The sequence below is a fragment of the Massilia sp. 2TAF26 genome (assembly GCF_052115005.1).
Taxonomy (GTDB): domain Bacteria; phylum Pseudomonadota; class Gammaproteobacteria; order Burkholderiales; family Burkholderiaceae_D; genus Telluria.
Genome location: NZ_JBFRFV010000027.1, coordinates 58,286 through 76,558 on the forward strand (window position 1 = coordinate 58,286; position 18,273 = coordinate 76,558).

The following is an 18,273-nucleotide window of genomic DNA, read 5'->3' on the forward strand; positions in this document are numbered from 1 at the left end:
TTGTACACCAGGCACTTTACCCCATTCCGTCCATCTAGTGGCTTTTAGGCATTAATTTCAAGCCAAAAACGTGACATCCTGCTCACATTCAGAAAATTCCTACACGGGCCATCCATCGATGAAGACCTTCAGCTCGCCGGGCGCGAATTCGGTCCAGGTCTCGTTGGTCGTGAGCGGCGTGGTGACGATGATGGCGACGCGGTCGTTCGGGGTCGTCACCTGCGAAAAGTCGACCGACAGGTCTTCGTCGGCCAGGCAGGCCTTGTCGAAGGGGTATTGGCGCACCACGTAGCACAGCTTGGTCGAGCAATGGGCGAACATGGCGGTGCCGTCGGACAGCATCATGTTGAAGGTGCCGTGGCGGGCGATCACGCGGACCAGCTCGCCGATCGCCGCGCGCAGGGCCGGCAGCGCGGGCGGACGGTCGCCGAAGCGGGCGCGCAACTCCTGCAGCAGGAAGCAGAAGGCCAGCTCGCTGTCGGTATTGCCGACCGGGCGGAAGGCGCCGTCGAGGGTCGGATGGAAGTCCTTCAGGTCGCCGTTGTGGGCGAACACCCAGTAGCGGCCCCACAGCTCGCGCACGAAGGGGTGGCAGTTCTCCAGCGCGACCTGGCCTTGCGTGGCCTTGCGGATATGCGCGATGACGTTCAGCGACTTGATCGGATAGCGCTTGATCAGTTCGGCGATCGGGGATGCGATGGCGGCCTGGTGGTCGACGAAATGGCGAACGCCGGCGCCTTCGAAGAAGGCGATGCCCCAGCCGTCGTGATGGGTATCGGTGCGGCCGCCGCGGTGGGCGAAGCCGGTGAAGCTGAAGACAATGTCAGTGGGGACATTGCAATTCATGGCAAGTAATTGACACATGGGCCAAGCTTACCATGGGACGCTGCCGGGCCGGTCTTGGTAAAGACGACAGGCCCGGGCCGTGCTGTTCAATGCAGGACGACCGGCTGGCTCATCAGGGTATCGTAGGAACCCAGGAACTCGTCGATCTCTTCCATCGTCGGCTCGCTCGCGATCAGGTTGTTGACGTCGCGCCGGAAAGCCTGAGCCAGTTTGCCGCCGATGAACGCTTCGCGACGGCCGGACTTGTCGACGATCTCGTAGCCGCCGAAGCGCAGGGCTTCGAGGTTGTGATCGACGCCAAATTCGACGACGCTGTACTGCTCGCTGTTATAGATCATGTTCATGATGACTCCTTCACTCGATCAGATTGGCGAAGCTTGGTGCCCGGCGGCGGGCAGCCAATGATGAATGCAATCTACTTCAATGCCGAGGTGGGGCTGTCCTGATCGATTTCAAGCTTCCGAAATGCTGAGAACGCTGTAGGCGCGGTCCTATGAAGGCGATGAGATCAGGTCGGGTGTCAGCCTTAGCAGCTGATCGTATGGCTCGGCTTGCAGCCACGATCGCAACTGATCAAGATGCTCGCTGCGGGCGACGCCGATGAAAAGGCGTTCCGGGCGCTGGCGCAGCATGCGATTCAATGTTACACGCAAAACCAGATTGCCGGTGCAGCACAGGCAACCGGGGGCAATGCGCGCGAACAGGACATCCGCGGGAAGGCTGTCGAGAGGGGAATTGCCGGGCGCGAGGCCCTCGAGAATCACAGCGGATCTTGCACCATTTTGGTGCAATTTTGACAACTGAAGCTGGTCGAAAATCGCTTGTTCGCGTACCGCTGCCGAGGAACCCGTGACCAGTGTTGCGGTCACGGGACTTGCCGCGCTCATTGAGCGGCGTTCTTCTTGCCCAGCTTGCCAGGCTCGACGCCGAGCTGCTTGAGCTTGCGGTACAGGTGGGTGCGTTCCAGGCCGGTCTTCTCGGCCACGCGGGTCATGGAACCGCCTTCGCGGCCCAGGTGGTGTTCGAAATACATGCGCTCGAAGGCGTCGCGGGCTTCGCGCAGCGGCAGGTCGAAGGACAGCGTATAGCCGTGGGCATGGGCTTCGCCATTGCCGACCGGGCGGGCGATGCCGATCGCACCGTTCGCAGGCGGCTGGGCCGCGTACATCGGGGCGCTGGGCATGCTCGGCTCGGGCACCGGGGCGCTGGCGACGGCCGGGCGCGGGGCGATGGCCGGGGCGCGCGCCACTTCCTGGGCGCGGGTCAGGCCCTGCTGCACCGCCTTCAGCAATTTCTGCAGGGCGATCGGTTTTTCGAGGAAGTTCAGGGCGCCGATGCGGGTCGCCTCGACCGCGGTGTCGATCGTCGCATGGCCCGACATCATAATCACGGGCATGGTAAGCAGGCCGTCACGCTGCCACTCCTTGAGCAGGGTGACGCCGTCCGTATCCGGCATCCAGATGTCGAGCAGGACCAGGTCGGGCGCGCCCTGCTGACGCGCGTTCCTGGCCTGCTGGGCGTTTTCCGCCAGCTGCACCACGTGGCCCTCGTCGCCAAGGATTTCCGAGAGCAGTTCCCGGATTCCCATTTCATCATCAACTACGAGTATGTTCGCCATTCTCTCTTGCCTTCCTGTCTGACCCTCACAGCCCAGATTCTATGCGCGAATCACGCTTCGGCCAAGTTCGCCTCGGGTGCTAACTTTAACAGCAAAATCGATACCGAAGCGCCAGATCCGTCCGCGCGGTTGGCGACATCGATCCGCCCCCCGTGTTCATCGACGATCTTCTTGACCATCGGCAGGCCGAGACCGGTACCCCTGGCCTTCGACGTGACATAGGGTTCGAAGGCGCGCGACAGGATCTTCGGCGCGAAGCCGGGGCCGTTGTCGACGATCGCCAGGCGCACCGCGGTGCCGGCGGCGCCGTCCGCGCCTTCATAGTGGATGGCCTCGGTCAGCACGTCGATGCGCGGCGGTCCGCCGTCGGGCGGCGGCGAATCGACCAGCGCGTCCTGGGCATTCGCAAGCAGGTTGTGGATCACCTGGCGCAGCTGGGTGGCGTCGCCCATCACACGCGGCAGGTTGGGCGCCAGCACGGCGTGGATGACGTCGGAGCCGTCGCCGGCCAGGTAGAGGTTCAGGATCTGCGAGATCAGGTCGTTCAAGTCGAGGGGACCGAGCACCGCCGGCGGCGCCTTGGCGTAGTCGCGGAAGTCGTCGACCATGCGCTTCATGGCATCGACCTGGGTGACGATGGTGTCGGTGCCCTTTTTCAGCAGCTCGGCGCCCTGGGGGTCGAGGCGGTCGGCCAGCTTCATCTGCATGCGCTCGGCCGACAGCTGGATCGGCGTCAGCGGGTTCTTGATCTCGTGCGCCAGGCGCCGCGCGACCTCGCCCCAGGCCACCGAGCGCTGGGCCGAGATCACGTCCGAGATATCGTCGAACACCACGATGAAGCCGCTGCCCGCCCCCACCGGCAGGCGCGAGCCGCGTGCCAGCAAGGTCAGGTCGTGGTCATCGCTGGTGCCGGGGCGGCGCGGGACTTCGATCTGCTGCTGCCAGTGCGAGCGCTGGTCGCCGTGCCGGCGTCCCTGCTTGGCCGCCGACTGCGCGCTCTGCGCCGAGAAGGCCCTGGTGACGGCGCTGGCAAAGGCTTCCAGTCCCTCGATCTCGTCCAGAGGGCGGCCGGCCAGCGCGCTGGCGTCGACCTGCAGGATGCGGTGCACGGCATCGTTCGAATTGACCACCACGCCGTCGGCATCCATCACGACCACGCCGGCCGACATATTCGCCAGCACCGATTCCAGGTGGGCCTTGGCGCTCTGCAGCGCGGCGCGGTTGCGCTCGACGGCGGACCTGGCCTCGAACAGCTGGCCGGTCATGGCATTGAAGGACTGGGTCAGCGTGCCGAGTTCGTCGTTGGTCTCGACGATCGGCCGCGGCGACAGGTCACCCTCGGCCACCGCGCGCGTGCCCTCGGCCAGCACCAGCAGCGGCTGCGCCAGGTTGCCGGCGATGAGGAAGGCGCTGCCGATGGCGGAGAAGATCGCCAGCAGCAGGGTCAGCGTGAGGGTACCGATGTACATCTTGCGCAGGCCGGTGCGCGAGAAGGCGCGGCTCTGGTAGGTGCTGTAGGCGTCCTGCAGCACCTGGGCGTTGGTGGCCAGATTGATCGGCACCGACTGGATCAGCTGCAGGTAGCGCGGCTCGGTGCCGGGCGGTTCCGGCACCGACACCACCGCGCGCAGGCGCAGGCCGGTCGCCATGTCCAGGCCGCTGGGCGCGCCGGCACCCTGGAAGTCGCGGAATTCGTGCTCGGCGCTGCCTTCGGATTGCGCATACCCGCCCGGCAGCGCGGCCTGCTTGAGCATCTGCTGGCTCGGCAGGTCGGGCGTGAGGTCGACCTGCGGATCCTCGGCGGCCGAGACCAGCACCTTCCCATCGGCCGACAGCAGCAGCGCGCTCTGCATCCCGGTCTCGCCGCTGACCAGGCGGGTCAGGATCGCCCGCGCGGCGGCGGGGTCCTGGCCGGCCAGGGTGGCGGCGGTGGTGCTGGCGCTCGCGACCAGCTGGGACTTCGATTCGTCCAGCGCGGCCTGCCCCAGCTTCAGGCCCGAGTCCAGAGCGGCCTCGATCTTGACGTCGAACCAGGACTCGATCGAGTGCGACACGAAGCGCACCGAGACCATGAAGATCACCAGCCCGGGCAGGATGCCGATGCCGGCAAACAGCAGCATCAGGCGGGTCATCAGGCGCGAGCCGAACTTGCCGGCCTTGTGGCGTGCATACAGGCGCGTCAGGGCGACGATCACCAGGATCAGCAGGGCGCCGGCGACCGCGGTGTTCAGTCCCAGCACCCAGGAGTAGTTCCGGTCCAGGAAGCCCGAGTTGTCCGAGGCGGAAGCGAGCAGGAACAGCAGGATCGAGCCGATCGCGCTGCCGATCACGAGCACGTAGCGCAGGACCTGGGTCACGGCTTACTCCGCACGGTAGGTGAAGGTCTTCTTGTGCGAAGCCAGGCGCAGGTCGGAATTGTTGAAGGCATCCACCTGGAGCGGCTTCTGCAGGTATTCACGGTCCATGAACATGCGCAGGGTCACGTTGTAGGTCTCGCCGGACTTGAGGTCGCCGCGCGCGGCGAACAGCCAGGGCACCGGACGGCGGATCAGGAACAGGGCCTCGTCGAGGGTGGCGAAGCTTTGCTGCAGGCTGCCGATCACCTGCACGGTGTACTGGCGGTTCAGCAGGTCGTAATGCAGGCGCACCGTGCGCCGTTTCGACACCGCCTTGTCGTCGTACCACCACCAGCGCGGCCGGGTCAGCTCGATCTCGGTGGTGAAGTACAGGGCCACGCCGTGCATCACGGCCTGTTCCAGGCCCGGGGTCAGGTCGAAGGAATAATTGGAGGACAGGCGGTAGCCTTCATCGGAGGCGGCGATGCTGGCGCGGGTGATCTCGATCCCGTCGGCCGCCTGCGCACCGGCGCAGGCGAAGACCAGCATCAGCTGGCAGACGAACAGACGGAAAAATCGGGCAATCACTAGGGCCAGGCCTCAAAAAGCGTGTTATCGGGAGGTCCTACGCCCCTGCCTTCTGGAACAGGGCATAGAACAGACCATCATGATCCTGCCCGGCACCGCTTGTCGGAAGAAGCTGGCCCGGCGCATCGAGACGGACCGCACCGTGGCGCGCCGCGAAGGCGGCGGCCTGCGCTTCCGATTCCTGCGGCCAGAGCGAACATGTCACGAACAGCAATTTACCATCGGGCCGCAGCATCTGCCAAAGATTGTCGAGTATTTTGGTGGAAAGTGTTGCAAGTTGGTGGGTATCGCTCTTCCGACGCAACCAACGGATGTCCGGATGGCGCCGCACGATGCCCGAGGCCGTGCACGGCACGTCGGCCAGGATGCGGTCGTACTGCCGGCCGTCCCACCAGTTGACGGCCTCGGCAGCACCGGTTTTGACGGTGGCGTGCAGGCCCAGGCGCTGCAGGTTCTGGTCGACGCGCGCCAGGCGGCGGCCGTCGACGTCGAGCGCGGTCAGGTCGACGGCAGCTAGCTCGAGGATGTGGCCGCTCTTGCCGCCCGGGGCCGCGCAGGCGTCCAGCACGCGCATGCCGTCGTGCAGGTCGAGCAGCGGCGCGGCCAGCTGGGCGCCGGCGTCCTGCACCGACACCACGCCCTGCTCGAAGCCGGGAATCTGCGCCACGTTCATGGCCTGGGCCAGGCGCAGGGCGGACGGGCCGACGCGCGTGGCCTCGATGCCGGCCGCGGCCAGGGTCTGCAGATAGGCCTCGACACTGGTCTTGCGCAGGTTGACGCGCAGGGTCAGCGGCGGCTGGCGGTTGCCGGCCTGGAGGATGTCCTGCCACTGCTGCGGGTAGGCGGCGCGCACCGCGTCGATCCACCACTGCGGGTAGTTCCAGCGCGCCAGCGGCTGCGGCAGCGCAGCCGCCAGCAGGGCTTCCTGCTCGCGCAGGAAGCGCCTCAGCACCGCGTTCACCATCGCCTTGGCATGCGCGAAATCGGGGTGGGCGGCGGCGGCGCCGACGGCCTGGTCGACCACGGTAAAGGCTTCGTAGGGCGGCTGGGTGCCTTCCGGTGGATCGAGCAGGGCCAGCGCCGCGCACAGCAGGCCGGCCAGCATCGGCGGCTCCGGCGATTTACTGGTCATCATGGCCAGCAGGGTCTCGCTGCGGCCCAGCTGGCGCATCGTGCGGTAGGCGATGTCCTGGATCGCGCCGCGCGCCTGCGGAGTCGCCTCATAGGCATGGAAGACGTCGGACAGGGCCTGGGGCAGCGTGGTGCCGTTCCACACCCGGGCGACGCTGCTGGCCGCGCCGAGCAGGGCGAACGCGAGCGAATCGCCCTTCAGCCCGGGACGGTAATCGAGCTGGACCGGGGTCTTGAACTCATGGCTCTGGCGCAGGCGCGGCGCCTCCTCGCGGACCGGCGCCGGTGCCGGTGCGGATACCGGAGCCGAAGCGGGCGCCGGCGGGCGCGCCGGCGCGGGTGCGGGCCCCTGGCCGCGTGCACCCTGCTCCGGCCGGCCGGCCGGACGTCCCTGCTGCGGCGCACCCCGGCCCGGGCCTCCCTTGGCCTGCGGACGCGCGGGGCCAGGCTTGTTCTGTCCGGGGCGCGCGGCGCCCGTGCCGGCGGTCCTGGCCTTGGGTTTGAGGGTGAGCGTCGGGCGCTTTTCAGTCATGGCGAATGATCAATGCATAAAGACGCACATTGTAGCGGTTAAGCGTTGCGCAGGCTTAAACGAAGCTTTGGAGCAAGGGCCGGGAACGTATTCCGCCTTGCGTCAAACCAGTATAATGACCGATGTTCGCCTGGATCCAGGCCCCAACCATTTCATTTTCGACCACAGTTCATGCTCGCCCAACAAAAACAAGAAATCGTTGCCCTGTTCCAGGCCGCCCTGGCCCCGATCGTCGCCGGCACCGATTTAATCCCGAACATCGCCCTCGAGCGCCCGCGCGACCCGACCCACGGCGACATCGCCTGCAATATCGCGATGCAGCTGGCCAAGCCGCTGAAGACCAATCCGCGCGAGCTGGCCACCCGCCTGGTCGCCGCCCTCGAAGCCGATCCGAATGCCAAGGGCCTGATCGCCTCCGCCGAGATCGCCGGTCCGGGCTTCATCAACCTGCGCCTGGCCGACGCCGCCAAGCAATCGGTGGCGCGTACCATCCTGCAGCAGGGCGAAGCCTACGGCCGCGGCGACAGCGGCGCCGGCCACCACGTGATCATCGAATTCGTCTCGGCCAACCCGACCGGCCCGCTGCACGTCGGCCACGGCCGCCAGGCCGCGCTGGGCGACTCCATGTCGGCGCTGTTCGAAGCCCAGGGCCACAAGGTCACCCGCGAGTTCTATTACAACGACGCCGGCGTGCAGATCCTGACCCTGGCCAATTCGGTCCAGGCGCGCGCGCGCGGCTTCAAGCCGGGCGACCTGGAGTGGCCGGAGTCGGCCTACAACGGCGACTACATCCAGGACATCGCCGACGACTTCATGGCGAAGAAAACCGTCTCGGCCAGCGACGGCCAGCCCGCCACCGGCAGCGGCGATACCAACGATCTCGAATCGATCCGCCGCTTCGCCGTCACCTACCTGCGCAACGAGCAGGACCAGGACCTGCAGGCCTTCGGCGTCAGGTTCGACAATTACTACCTGGAGTCCTCGCTGTACCTCGATGGCAAGGTCGAGGCCGCGGTCCAGGCCCTGGTCGACGCCGGCGTCACCTACGAACAGGACGGCGCGCTGTGGCTGAAGACCACCGACTACGGCGACGACAAGGACCGCGTGATGCGCAAGTCCGACGGCACCTATACCTATTTCGTGCCGGACGTCGCCTACCACATTCAGAAATTCAAGCGCGGCTTCGACCAGGCCATCAACGTCCAGGGCAGCGACCACCACGGCACCATCGCCCGCGTGCGCGCCGGCCTGCAGGCGGTAAATATTGGTATCCCGCGCGGTTATCCTGATTATGTGCTGCACAAAATGGTCACCGTCATGAAGAACGGCGAAGAGGTCAAGATCTCCAAGCGCGCCGGCTCCTACGTGACGGTGCGCGACCTGATCGAATGGTCGGGCAACGGCGACGTCACGCGCGGCCGCGACGCGGTGCGCTTCTTCCTCATCTCGCGCAAGGCCGATACCGAGTTCGTGTTCGACGTCGACGTCGCCCTGGCCACCAACGACGAGAACCCGGTCTACTACGTGCAGTACGCCCATGCGCGCATCTGCTCGGCGCTGGCCAACTGGGGCGGCGACGTCGCCAGCCTGGCGAACGCCGACCTGTCGCCGCTGACCCAGCCGCACGAAGCCAGCCTGCTGGCCAAGCTGGCGGCCTACCCGGAGATGCTGCAGCGCGCCCAGGCCGAACTGGGCCCGCACCAGGTCGCGTTCTACCTGCGCGAACTGGCCGGCGAGCTGCACAGCTACTACTTCGCCCACAAGTGGCTGATCGAGGACGACGAAGCGCTGAAGCTGGCGCGCCTTGCCCTGGCCACCGCAACCCGCCAGGTACTGCGCAACGGCCTGGCCCTGATCGGCGTCTCGGCACCGGAGAAGATGTAAGTCCATGACCGCTTTTCGCACCCGCACCATCCGCGCCGTCGCGCGCCAGCGCGGCAGTACGCTCACCGGCCTGATCATCGGCCTGATCGTCGGCCTCGGCATCGCCGTCGCCGTCGCCCTGACGATCACCAAGGGCGCCTCGCCGTTCACCGAAAAGGCCGCCAAGACCGGCCGTCCGGCCGACCCGGCCCCGGGCCAGGCGATGGATCCGAACAAGCCGATGTACGCCAACCGCGAGGCCGTGCGCGAGGCGAACAAGGAAGTCACCGAGAAGGCCGCGGCGCGTACCGCCGCGCCGGCCAAGCCGGCCGAGTCGGCGGACCCGCTGGGCCAGGCGATCGCCAGCATGGAAGCGAAACCGGCGGCCCAACCGGCGGCGCACGACAGCCATCCGCTGGCCGTGCCCGCCGCCGCGCCGGCCTCGCACGCCGTGCCGGCCGCCCCTGCCGCGGCCGCCGCACCGGCGCCCGCCACGACCACGGCCAGCGCGGCCGGCAGCGGCGAGTACGTCTATTACCTGCAGGCCGGCGCCTTCCGCAACATGCCGGATGCCGAGGCGACCCGCGCCAAGCTGGCCCTGCTCGGCTTCGAAGCCGCGATCAGCGACAGCACCCGCGAAAGCGGCGTCCTGCATCACGTGCGCCTCGGCCCGTACAACCAGGTCGAATCGATGAACAAGGCGCGCGCCAAGCTGCTCGACAACGGCGTCGACGTCGCCATCGTGCGCAAGCAGCGCTGAGCGGGCCTCGATGACGAGCCGCCGCCTGTTCTGTGCCGCCGCGCTCGGCCTGGCCGCGGCGGCGCTGTCCCTCCCCGCCGCCGCCGAGCCACAGGACGGCGCCGGTTACGTGACCCTGCCCTCGCCGCAGCCCACCGGCACCGGCGGCAAGGTCGAGGTCATCGAGTTCTTCGCCTACTACTGCCCGCACTGCTACGCCTTCGAACCGCGCCTCGCGGCCTGGGTCAAGCAGCAGGGCGACAGGATCGTGTTCAAGCGCGTGCACGTCCCGCGCGACGCCAATGTCCTGCCGCAGCAGCGCCTGTTCTTCACGCTCGAAGCGATGGGCCTGCTGGAGCAATACCACGACCGGGTGTTCGCCGCCATGCACGTCGACCGCCTGCGCCTGAACAGCGACGAACAGGTGTTCGACTGGATCGCGAAGAACGGCATCGAGCGCGCCCGCTTCATCGACACCTACCGCTCCTTCGGCATCCAGCAGCGCCTGCGCCGCGCCGACGCCATGATGGACGCCTACCATGTCGATCGCTGGCCGGTGGTCGTGATCGACGGCCGCTGGCTGACCTCGCCCTCGCACGCCGGCAAGCACGCACCCGAAGCGCACACCGAAGCCCAGCAGCAGCAGCAGGCGGCGCTGCAGGTGATGGACTACCTGGTGGCCAAGGCCAGGCAATGAGCGCCGCGCCGCCGCGCGTTTTCATCACCGGCGCCTCGAGCGGCATCGGGGCCGCGCTGGCGCGCGAATATGCCGGCCGCGGCGCCGCGCTCGGCCTGCTGGCGCGCCGCAAGGATGCGCTGGACACCCTGATTTCTTCCCTGCCGAATCCAGAACGCCACCGCGCCTGGGCGGTCGACGTCACCGACCACGCCGCGCTGGCAGAGGCGGCGCGCGGCTTCATCGCCGCGCATGGGAGCGCCGACATCGTGATCGCCTCGGCCGGCATCTCGCACGGCACCCTGACCGAACGCCGCGAGGACCTGCCGCTGTTCGAGTCCGTGTTCGCCACCAACGTCAACGCCACCGTCGCCACCTTCGCGCCCTTCATCGCCTCGATGAAGCAAGGGACCGGCGCGCGCCGGTTGGTGGCGATCGGCAGCCTGGCGGGCATCCGGGGTTTGAAGGGCGCCGGCGCCTACTGCGCCTCGAAGGCGGCGGTGCACAGCTATGCCGAATCGCTGCGCCTCGAAATGCGCACTCACGGCATCCGGGTCGTGACCATCGTGCCCGGCTATATCGATACACCCATGACCAGCAATAACCGATTCTCCATGCCCTTCCTGATGCCGGCCGAGCGTTTCGCGGCCCGCGCTGCCGACGCCATCGACGCCGGCAGCGGTTTCCGTGTGATTCCCTGGCAGATGGGCGTCGCCGCCCGGCTGCTGCGCCTGCTGCCGAATGCCGTGTTCGACCCGCTGCTCGCGCGTGCGCCGCAGAAGGCGCGCAAGGAGACCGCATGAATGCCGAACGCATCATGGCTTTGTCGAAGGCAGGGGTCGCGGTCGAAGTGGTGCTTGAAACCGGCTCGACCAATGCCGACCTGCTGGGGCGCGCCCCGGCCCTGAGCGCGCCGGTGCTGCTGGTGGCCGAGCACCAGACCGCCGGCCGCGGCCGCGCCGGCCGCAGCTGGCTATCAAGCCCCGGACACTCGCTCACCTTCTCGCTGGCCTGGAAATTCGACGGCGGCCTGCACACACTGACCGGCCTGCCGCTCGCGATCGGCACGGCATTGGCCGAGACCCTGGGCCGGCTCGGCCAGCCGGTCCAGCTCAAGTGGCCGAACGACCTGCTGAAGGACGGCGACAAGCTGGCCGGCATCCTGGTGGAGACGGCGCCGGCCCCCGAGGGCGCGGTGTGGACCGTGATCGGCATCGGCCTGAACCTCGCCATGCCGGACGAGCTGGAAGAACAGATCGGCCGCCCGGTGGCCGCCGTGCCCTGGCTGGCGCGCATGGAACGCGACACCCTGCTGGCCGCAATCCTGGACGGCCTGGCCGAGGCCCTGCGCCTGTTCGAACGAAGCGGCTTTTCCGCCTTCAGCGCGCGCTGGAACCTGCTGCATGGCTGGCAGGGGCAGACCGTCGTCATCCTCGACCGCGGCGAGGTCCTGCACGAGGGCCTGGCCGCCGGCGTCGACGATGCCGGCCGCCTGCTGCTCGACACCGAAAACGGCCGCGTCGCCATCGTCGCCGGCGACGTTTCGCTGCGCATCAAGGCATAAGGAAGAGCCGCCATGACGATGCTGCTGGTCGACGCAGGCAATACCCGGGTCAAGTGGGCCGTCGCGCAGGAAGGCGCCGCGCCCGGCGAGTGGCTCGCCCACGGCGCCGTGCTGCATGCGGAACTGGACGGCCTGCGGGCCGCCTGGGCCGGCCATGCCGTCGAGCGCGCGCTGGTCTCGAACGTGGCCGGCGCCGCCATGCGCGAGCGCCTCGCCGCCCTGCTCCCGCTGGCCCAGCCCGAATGGTTCGCTGCGCAGGCCGAGCTGGCCGGGCTGCGCAACCGCTACCGCAATCCCACCCAGCTGGGCGCCGACCGCTTCGCCGCCGCGCTGGGCGCCCGCACCCTGGCGCCCGGCAAGGCGCTGGTGGTGGCCACCTGCGGCACCGCGACCACCGTGGATGCCGTGTCGAGCGATGGCGAGTTCCTGGGCGGGATGATCCTGCCGGGACTCGGCCTGATGCTGGACTCGCTCGCTCGCGGCACCGCCCAGCTGCCGGCAACCAGCGCGGATGCCGTGCTGCCGCCGGTCTTTGCCGACAACACGCTGGACGCGATCCGCTCCGGCTGCATTTCGGCCCAGGCCGGCGCCATCGCGCGCGCTTGTGCGGCCCTGCCGGCGGAACTGTGCATCGTCTCGGGCGGCGCGGCCGGCCACGTGGCCCCGGCTTTGGCGCTGCCCTACCGGATGCTGGATAATATCGTGCTGGTCGGGCTGCACGCGGCCGCCATCGCGTCACCTTCGTCATAGGACCTAACGTGCTGAGATTCGTCTTCTGGTCGCTGCTGCTGCTGAACGCCGCCCTGTTCGCCTACGCCCAGGGTTTCCTGGGTTCGAGCAAGGGAAGCGATGAAGAACGCGCGCGCATCAAGCCCCAGCTGGAAGCATCGCGGCTGACCCTGCTGACCAACGAGCAGGCCGACGCGGCCAAGGCGGCGCCGGCAGCGGATCCAGCCAGCGCGCCGGCCGCGGCGGCCGTGGAAGCCAGTGCAGCGGCGGCTCCCGCGCCGGTCAAGGCGGAGGCGCCGGCCAGGCCGCTGGCCTGCATCGACGTCGGCACCTTCAGCGCCGGCGAAGCGAAGCGCTTCGAAGCACGCCTGGCCTCCCTCGAGCTGGGCGAGCGCCAGTCGCGCCAGGCCGTGCAGGCCCAGGACGTGACCAGCTACCTGGTGAACATCCCGCCCCAGGGCAGCAAGGAAGCGGCAGAGCGCAAGGCCGGCGAGCTGCGCGGCCTGGGCGTCACCAATTTCTTCATCATGCAGGGGGATTCGCCCATGAAGTGGGCGATCTCGCTTGGCGTGTTCAAGACCGAGAGCGGAGCCCAGGCCCTGCTGGCCCAGCTGAACAAGCAGGGCGTGCACAGCGCCCGCATCACGCCGCGCGGCCCCTCGGTCCCGCGCTACAGCTACCGCTTCCGCGATATCGAGGCTGCCGCACGGGCGCGCATCGAGTCGGTGGCGGATGCGGTGTCGTCGGCGGAAACGAAGAATTGCCGTTGATATGATTCGTGGGCACGGGGGCGCCTACGCCGGCCGCGCCCACCCTACCGCGATGCATTACCGTCGCACGACGATGGGCTTCAGACCCAAAGAGGAAGGCAAAGCCCGCGCCGCCTGCTGCGCCATCGCACGGGTCTCGAAAGGCCCGCTGTAGACGCGGTTGACCGCCCCCGAACGCACCACTTCGATCGCCTGCGAGACGCCGGATTGCTTGAGCTTCTCGCTCACCTCTTCCGCCTTGCCCTCGCGGCCGTAGGAACCCAGCTGCAGGTAGTAGCCGGACCTGGCCGCCTTGCCATCCTGCGCGCGGGCCGGCGCATCGGGGCGGGCCACCGCGGCGCTGTCCATCGCCACGCGGTCTTCCAGCATCAAGGCAGCGATTTCCGCCGGCGCCGGCGCGGTCTGGGCGGCCGAGGCGGCGGCGCGGCGCACGGTGGCGACGCGGGTCGGATCGTCCGGGAACAGGCGCTCGAGCTCGACCTGGTGACTGCCCTTGCCCAGCAGGCCAAGCTTGAGCGCCGCCGTGTACGAGACGTCGACGATGCGGTCCGAATGGAAGGGGCCGCGGTCGTTGATGCGCACCACCACCGACTTGCCGGTTTCCAGGCTGGTGATGCGGGCATAGGACGGGATCGGCAGCGTGGGATGCGCGGCCGTCATCTTGTACATGTCGTAGGCTTCGCCCGACGAAGTGCGCTGGCCGTGGAACTTCACGCCATACCAGCTGGCGACGCCGCGCTGGCTGAAGGGTTCGTCGTTGAGGAGCGGGGTGTAGGTCTGCCCGAAGACCGAATACGGCTTGTTGGCGAACTTGGCATAGGGCTCGTACTTGACGACCGCGTCCGGCATGTCGCGCAGGCCCGGCGGCGGATTGTCGCCGGGGCCGTCGTCCTGGTAATAGCCGCCGCGGCCGGAACCGGCGGGAGGCAGCTTGGGCAGGGTGGTATCGATCTTGCCGTTTTTCGTTGCCACCTTGTGCTTCCAGGGCAGCGGGATCAGGCTCTTGTGTTCGCCGTCGGCGGTTGTGCTGCAGCCTGTCATCAGCGTCGTTGTTACTAACGCGATGACCGCTGGCAAAAACCGACCTGGTAGTGCGCGAACGGCCATCGCGTTCTCTTTCATGTCAGGTCTGCACCAGTTTGCGGTGTCTTTGAATACTCATCAATATACCACTGCCGAGCCCCAAAGTAATCAACGCAGTTCCGCCATAGCTCATGAAAGGCAGTGGAACTCCGACCACCGGGAGGATGCCGCTGACCATGCCCATGTTGACGAAAGAGTAAACAAAAAACATCATCGCGATCGATCCGCCCAGCAAGCGCGTGAACAGATTCGGGGCGTTTGCAGCGATCATCATGCTGCGCCCGATGAGCAGAAGATACAAGAACAGTAACACCAGGTTACCAACGAGGCCGAATTCTTCCGAGTACACCGAGAAGATGAAGTCGGTGGTGCGCTCCGGGATGAACTCGAGGTAGGCCTGGGTGCCCTTCAGGTAACCCTTGCCGCTGATGCCGCCGGAGCCGATCGCGATGGTCGACTGGATGATGTGGAAGCCCTTGCCCAGCGGGTCGGAGGTCGGATCGATCAGCGTCATCACCCGCTCGCGCTGGTAGTCGTGCAGCATCGACCAGGCCACCGGCAGCGCGGCGCAGCCGGCCGTGAACAGCCCGAGCAGGGCCTTCCACGACAGGCCGGCCAGGAAGATCACCCAGAAGCCCGCGGTGCCGACCAGCAGCGCGGTGCCGAGGTCGGGCTGCCTGACGATCAGGCCGAAGGGAATCAGCAGCAGCACGGCGGCGACGATGAAGTTCTGCCACTTCATGAAGCCGGCGCGGGCCTGGAAATACCAGGCCAGCATCAGCGGTGTGGCGATCTTGAGTATCTCGGAAGGCTGGATGTCGACGCCGACGTGCAACCAGCGCCGCGCGCCCTTCTTGATGGTGCCGAACAGCGCCACCGCCACCAATAGCGCGACGCCGAAACTGTAGATCGGCACGGCCAGGCGCAGCAGCATCTGCGGTGGAATGTTCGCCGCGATCCACATCACCGTGAAGGACAGCAGGATGTTGCGCATCTGCCCTTCCATGCGGCCCGGGAAGTCGTGGCCGGCCGAACTCATGGTCAGCGTACCGACCGAGAACAGCAGGAACAGGATCAGGGCCAGCGGGCCGTCGAAGACCGTGAAGTAGGGTTTCAGGCGCCGGCTCAGCGAGCGCCGTTCTGGAATATGGGCTGGCATCGCTTACTCCTTGTTGCCCGGGGTCTCGCCGCCGGGCGGCTTCGGCAGGCCGGCGCTCGGGCCGAAGGCCTCTTCCGGCACCGCCAGGTCTTCCTTCTGCACCGCGGTACTCGGCACCGGCCTGGCCTTGTCGCCGGGACGCTTGCCCAGCAGGTAGTAGTCGAGCGCCTTGCGCGCGATCGGGGCCGCGTACTGGGCGCCGAAGCCGGCGTTCTCGACCACCATCGCGATCGCGATCTTCGGCTTGTCGGCCGGCGCGAAGGCGGTGAACAGCGCGTTGTCGCGCAGGCGTTCCGGCGTCATGCTGTGGTTGTACTTGGCCCCCTTCAGGCCGACCACCTGGGCGGTACCGGTCTTGCCGCCGGCCGTGTACTCCGCATTGCGGAAGGCCAGGCGGCCGGTGCCGCTCGGATCGGTCATCACACCCACCATCGCGTGCTTGATGGTGTCGATATTCTCCTGCTTCAGCGGGATGCGGCCGGATTCCTTCGGCACCGTCAGCGCGCGCTGGTGGGTAGCCCCGTCCTCGACGATCTTGACCAGGTGCGGCTTCATGATGACGCCGTTGTTGGCCAGGGTCGCCACCGCGTGCGCCAGCTGCAGCATGGTGTAGCTGTTGAAGCCCTGGCCGATGCTGACCGAGATCGTGTCGCCGCCGACCCATTTCTGGGCCGCGCGGTTGCGCTTGAAGCGTTCGCGCTTCCACTCCTGCGAAGGCAGCACGCCCGACTTCTCGTGCTCGAGGTCGATCCCGGTCGGCGAGCCGAAGCCGAACTGCTTCATGAAGCCGCTGATGGCGTCGATGCCCAAGTCGTTGCCGAGCTGGTAGTAGTAGGTATCGCAGGACATCACGATCGAGCGGTACATGTCGATGTAGCCGTGGCCGCCGGGCTTGTCGTCGTTGAAGCGGTGCCCGCCCAGCATGAAGAAACCGGCGTCGTTGATGCCCTGCTCCGGCCGGCGCTTGCCCAGCTCCAGCGCGGCCAGGGCCATGAAGGGCTTGAAGGTCGAGCCGGGCGGATAGGTGCCGGACAGCGGACGGTTCATCAGCGGCCGGTCGAGCGAGGTATTCAGCTCGCTCCAGCTTTGCGAATCGATGCCGTCGACGAACAGGTTGGGATCGAAGCCGGGGCGCGACACATAGGCCAGCACGTCGCCGGTCTCGGGTTCGATCGCGACCAGGGCGCCGCGGAAGTCGCCGAAGGCTTCCTCGATCACCTTCTGCAGCTCGATGTCGATCGACAGGATCAGGTTCGAACCCGGCACCGGCGCCGTGCGCGACAGGGTGCGGATCGCGCGCCCGCCGGCCGAGCGTTCGACTTCCTCGTAGCCGGTCTGGCCATGCAGCTGGCGCTCGTAGCTCTTCTCCAGGCCTTCCTTGCCGATGTGGTCGGTGCCGTTGTAGTTGGCCGAGTCGTCGCTTTCCTCGATGGCCCTGGCTTCGTTCTGGTTGATGCGGCCGATAAAGCCCAGCACATGCGAAGCGATCTCGCCCAGCGGGTACTGGCGGAACAGGCGCGCCTGCACCTCCACGCCCGGGAAGCGGAAGCGCTGGGCGGTGAAGCGCGCGACTTCGTCGTCGCTCAGGCGGGTGCGGATCGGCACGCTGGCGAAGTTCTTCGACTCTTCCAGCAGGCGCTTGAAGCGCTTCCTGTCCTTGGCCTCGATGGTGACCAGTTTCGACAGCTCGTCGATCACGGAATCGAGATTCGCCTCCAGCTTGGAAGGCGTGATCTCCAGGGTGTAGGCGGAGTAGTTGCTGGCCAGGACCACGCCGTTGCGGTCGAGGATCAGGCCGCGGTTGGGGACGATAGGCACCAGGGCGATGCGATTGTCCTCGGCCTGGGCCATGTACTGGTTGTGCTTGACCACCTGGAGCCAGACGAAGCGGGCGACCAGCAGGCCGAAGCAGATGAACACGAGCCCCACCAGCGCCGTCAGACGCATGCGGAAATTGTGGATCTCGCGATCGTTGTTTTTAATCTCGGTCATTCAACGAACATCAGATTGGACGGGTGTGATCCTTGTCTACCGCACGGCGCTGCGGCGCCAGCAGCAGCCAGGTAATGGCCGGCCACAGCGCGACCGCGACCACGCTTTCGATGAAGTGCAGCCAGTCCGGAAAGCGCCCGGTGACGATGAAGCGGACGATCACCTGGATCGCCTGCGTCATCAGCAGCAGCGGGAACACGTGCATCGCCTGGGTCGCCAGCGGGAACCACAGCACGCGGCGGTGGATCATGATCGCCAGGTAGGACAGCAGGGTGTAGGCCAGCGCGTTCTCGCCGAGCAGGGTGGCGTCATGCACGTCCATCAGCAGGCCCATCGAAAAAGCGATGCCGATGCCGACCTTGCGCGGCTGGTGGATGCCCCAGAATACCAGCACCAGCGCGACGAAGTCCGGCGCGCCGACCCAGCGTCCCCAGGGCAGCAGGTTGAGCATGAAGGCGCAGATCAGGCTGAAGGCGATGAACAGCGGGCTGACCGGCAGCAGGATGTAGTGCGGGCGGGTAGGCATCAGGTCCCCTCCCCGGTACGCGGCGCGGCGGGCGTGGCGTTCGCCGGCGCGCGCTGGGTGGCCGGCGGCGTGGTGCCGGTTGCGGGAGCGGCAGCGCCTGCGGCCGCGGCCGGCGTGGTGC

General features: G+C 67.3%; 18 protein-coding genes. 7 read left to right on the forward strand and 11 right to left on the reverse strand.

All coding sequences use genetic code 11. The features are described from left to right. Window positions 1–99 precede the first annotated feature (99 nt). From AB4Z32_RS22225 to rsmB, 7 genes are all read right to left on the reverse strand, one after another. Window positions 100–864, reverse strand: coding sequence for a class II glutamine amidotransferase (locus tag AB4Z32_RS22225; RefSeq protein WP_442124045.1), 765 nt, complete (start codon window positions 862–864; stop codon window positions 100–102). A gap of 68 nt (window positions 865–932) precedes the next feature. Further along, window positions 933–1,190: a BTH_I0359 family protein gene (locus AB4Z32_RS22230; RefSeq protein WP_047827039.1), complete on the reverse strand. Its 258-nt coding sequence runs from the start codon at window positions 1,188–1,190 to the stop codon at window positions 933–935. Window positions 1,191–1,337: 147 nt separating this feature from the next. After that, on the reverse strand, window positions 1,338–1,715 hold the full coding sequence (locus AB4Z32_RS22235; RefSeq protein ID WP_442124046.1) for a GTPase: 378 nt from the start codon (window positions 1,713–1,715) through the stop codon (window positions 1,338–1,340). 14 nt (window positions 1,716–1,729) lie between these two features. Next, complete coding sequence (locus tag AB4Z32_RS22240; RefSeq protein ID WP_442124047.1) at window positions 1,730–2,464, reverse strand: response regulator; 735 nt, start codon at window positions 2,462–2,464, stop codon at window positions 1,730–1,732. Window positions 2,465–2,514: 50 nt separating this feature from the next. Then, window positions 2,515–4,821, reverse strand: coding sequence for an ATP-binding protein (locus AB4Z32_RS22245; protein WP_442124048.1), 2,307 nt, complete (start codon window positions 4,819–4,821; stop codon window positions 2,515–2,517). A gap of 3 nt (window positions 4,822–4,824) precedes the next feature. Continuing rightward, on the reverse strand, window positions 4,825–5,388 hold the full coding sequence (locus AB4Z32_RS22250) for a DUF4390 domain-containing protein (protein WP_442124049.1): 564 nt from the start codon (window positions 5,386–5,388) through the stop codon (window positions 4,825–4,827). A gap of 37 nt (window positions 5,389–5,425) precedes the next feature. Next, a complete protein-coding gene (rsmB, locus tag AB4Z32_RS22255) occupies window positions 5,426–7,051 on the reverse strand; it encodes a 16S rRNA (cytosine(967)-C(5))-methyltransferase RsmB (protein WP_442124050.1) in 1,626 nt (541 codons plus the stop codon). Between the two features lie 171 nt (window positions 7,052–7,222). Between rsmB and argS the strand changes: the two genes are divergently transcribed. Genes argS through AB4Z32_RS22290 form a run of 7 tightly spaced genes read left to right on the forward strand, consistent with a single transcriptional unit; the run spans window position 7,223 to window position 13,392 of the window. Continuing rightward, a complete protein-coding gene (gene argS / locus AB4Z32_RS22260) occupies window positions 7,223–8,935 on the forward strand; it encodes an arginine--tRNA ligase (RefSeq protein ID WP_442124051.1) in 1,713 nt (570 codons plus the stop codon). A gap of 4 nt (window positions 8,936–8,939) precedes the next feature. Next, on the forward strand, window positions 8,940–9,674 hold the full coding sequence (locus AB4Z32_RS22265; protein WP_442124052.1) for an SPOR domain-containing protein: 735 nt from the start codon (window positions 8,940–8,942) through the stop codon (window positions 9,672–9,674). Window positions 9,675–9,684: 10 nt separating this feature from the next. Further along, the gene (locus tag AB4Z32_RS22270) at window positions 9,685–10,350 is read left to right on the forward strand and encodes a thiol:disulfide interchange protein DsbA/DsbL (RefSeq protein WP_442124053.1); all 666 of its coding nucleotides are present in this window, start codon (window positions 9,685–9,687) and stop codon (window positions 10,348–10,350) included. Beyond that, on the forward strand, window positions 10,347–11,132 hold the full coding sequence (locus AB4Z32_RS22275; RefSeq protein ID WP_442124054.1) for an SDR family oxidoreductase: 786 nt from the start codon (window positions 10,347–10,349) through the stop codon (window positions 11,130–11,132). Before AB4Z32_RS22270 ends, AB4Z32_RS22275 begins: the two co-directional genes overlap by 4 nt. After that, window positions 11,129–11,893, forward strand: coding sequence for a biotin--[acetyl-CoA-carboxylase] ligase (locus AB4Z32_RS22280; protein ID WP_442124055.1), 765 nt, complete (start codon window positions 11,129–11,131; stop codon window positions 11,891–11,893). Before AB4Z32_RS22275 ends, AB4Z32_RS22280 begins: the two co-directional genes overlap by 4 nt. 18 nt (window positions 11,894–11,911) lie before the next feature. Further along, window positions 11,912–12,643 (forward strand): type III pantothenate kinase, encoded by a 732-nt coding sequence (locus tag AB4Z32_RS22285; protein WP_442124060.1) that lies wholly within the window; start codon window positions 11,912–11,914, stop codon window positions 12,641–12,643. Between the two features lie 8 nt (window positions 12,644–12,651). Next, window positions 12,652–13,392, forward strand: coding sequence for an SPOR domain-containing protein (locus AB4Z32_RS22290; protein ID WP_442124056.1), 741 nt, complete (start codon window positions 12,652–12,654; stop codon window positions 13,390–13,392). A gap of 57 nt (window positions 13,393–13,449) precedes the next feature. On the opposite strand, the gene AB4Z32_RS22295 is transcribed toward AB4Z32_RS22290, so the two are convergent. The 4 genes from AB4Z32_RS22295 to mreD form a co-directional block, all read right to left on the reverse strand. Further along, window positions 13,450–14,433 (reverse strand): septal ring lytic transglycosylase RlpA family protein, encoded by a 984-nt coding sequence (locus tag AB4Z32_RS22295; RefSeq protein ID WP_442124057.1) that lies wholly within the window; start codon window positions 14,431–14,433, stop codon window positions 13,450–13,452. 82 nt (window positions 14,434–14,515) lie between these two features. Further along, window positions 14,516–15,634 (reverse strand): rod shape-determining protein RodA, encoded by a 1,119-nt coding sequence (rodA, locus tag AB4Z32_RS22300; RefSeq protein WP_442124058.1) that lies wholly within the window; start codon window positions 15,632–15,634, stop codon window positions 14,516–14,518. A gap of 3 nt (window positions 15,635–15,637) precedes the next feature. Continuing rightward, a complete protein-coding gene (gene mrdA / locus AB4Z32_RS22305; protein WP_442124059.1) occupies window positions 15,638–17,626 on the reverse strand; it encodes a penicillin-binding protein 2 in 1,989 nt (662 codons plus the stop codon). A 10-nt stretch (window positions 17,627–17,636) separates the two neighbouring features. Beyond that, window positions 17,637–18,152 (reverse strand): rod shape-determining protein MreD, encoded by a 516-nt coding sequence (gene mreD, locus AB4Z32_RS22310; protein ID WP_442124061.1) that lies wholly within the window; start codon window positions 18,150–18,152, stop codon window positions 17,637–17,639. Between the last annotated feature and the right edge of the window lie 121 nt (window positions 18,153–18,273).

What these genes read in the sequence shown, in the direction of transcription:
- AB4Z32_RS22225 (WP_442124045.1), bottom strand. Translation starts at nt 864, where the DNA reads ATGTGTCAATTACTTGCCATGAATTGCAATGTCCCCACTGACATTGTC.
- AB4Z32_RS22230 (WP_047827039.1), bottom strand. Translation starts at nt 1,190, where the DNA reads ATGAACATGATCTATAACAGCGAGCAGTACAGCGTCGTCGAATTTGGC.
- AB4Z32_RS22240 (WP_442124047.1), bottom strand. Translation starts at nt 2,464, where the DNA reads ATGGCGAACATACTCGTAGTTGATGATGAAATGGGAATCCGGGAACTG.
- rsmB (WP_442124050.1), bottom strand. Translation starts at nt 7,051, where the DNA reads ATGACTGAAAAGCGCCCGACGCTCACCCTCAAACCCAAGGCCAGGACC.
- argS (WP_442124051.1), top strand. Translation starts at nt 7,223, where the DNA reads ATGCTCGCCCAACAAAAACAAGAAATCGTTGCCCTGTTCCAGGCCGCC.
- AB4Z32_RS22265 (WP_442124052.1), top strand. Translation starts at nt 8,940, where the DNA reads ATGACCGCTTTTCGCACCCGCACCATCCGCGCCGTCGCGCGCCAGCGC.
- AB4Z32_RS22270 (WP_442124053.1), top strand. Translation starts at nt 9,685, where the DNA reads ATGACGAGCCGCCGCCTGTTCTGTGCCGCCGCGCTCGGCCTGGCCGCG.
- AB4Z32_RS22275 (WP_442124054.1), top strand. Translation starts at nt 10,347, where the DNA reads ATGAGCGCCGCGCCGCCGCGCGTTTTCATCACCGGCGCCTCGAGCGGC.
- AB4Z32_RS22280 (WP_442124055.1), top strand. Translation starts at nt 11,129, where the DNA reads ATGAATGCCGAACGCATCATGGCTTTGTCGAAGGCAGGGGTCGCGGTC.
- AB4Z32_RS22285 (WP_442124060.1), top strand. Translation starts at nt 11,912, where the DNA reads ATGCTGCTGGTCGACGCAGGCAATACCCGGGTCAAGTGGGCCGTCGCG.
- AB4Z32_RS22295 (WP_442124057.1), bottom strand. Translation starts at nt 14,433, where the DNA reads ATGACAGGCTGCAGCACAACCGCCGACGGCGAACACAAGAGCCTGATC.
- rodA (WP_442124058.1), bottom strand. Translation starts at nt 15,634, where the DNA reads ATGCCAGCCCATATTCCAGAACGGCGCTCGCTGAGCCGGCGCCTGAAA.
- mrdA (WP_442124059.1), bottom strand. Translation starts at nt 17,626, where the DNA reads ATGACCGAGATTAAAAACAACGATCGCGAGATCCACAATTTCCGCATG.
- mreD (WP_442124061.1), bottom strand. Translation starts at nt 18,152, where the DNA reads ATGCCTACCCGCCCGCACTACATCCTGCTGCCGGTCAGCCCGCTGTTC.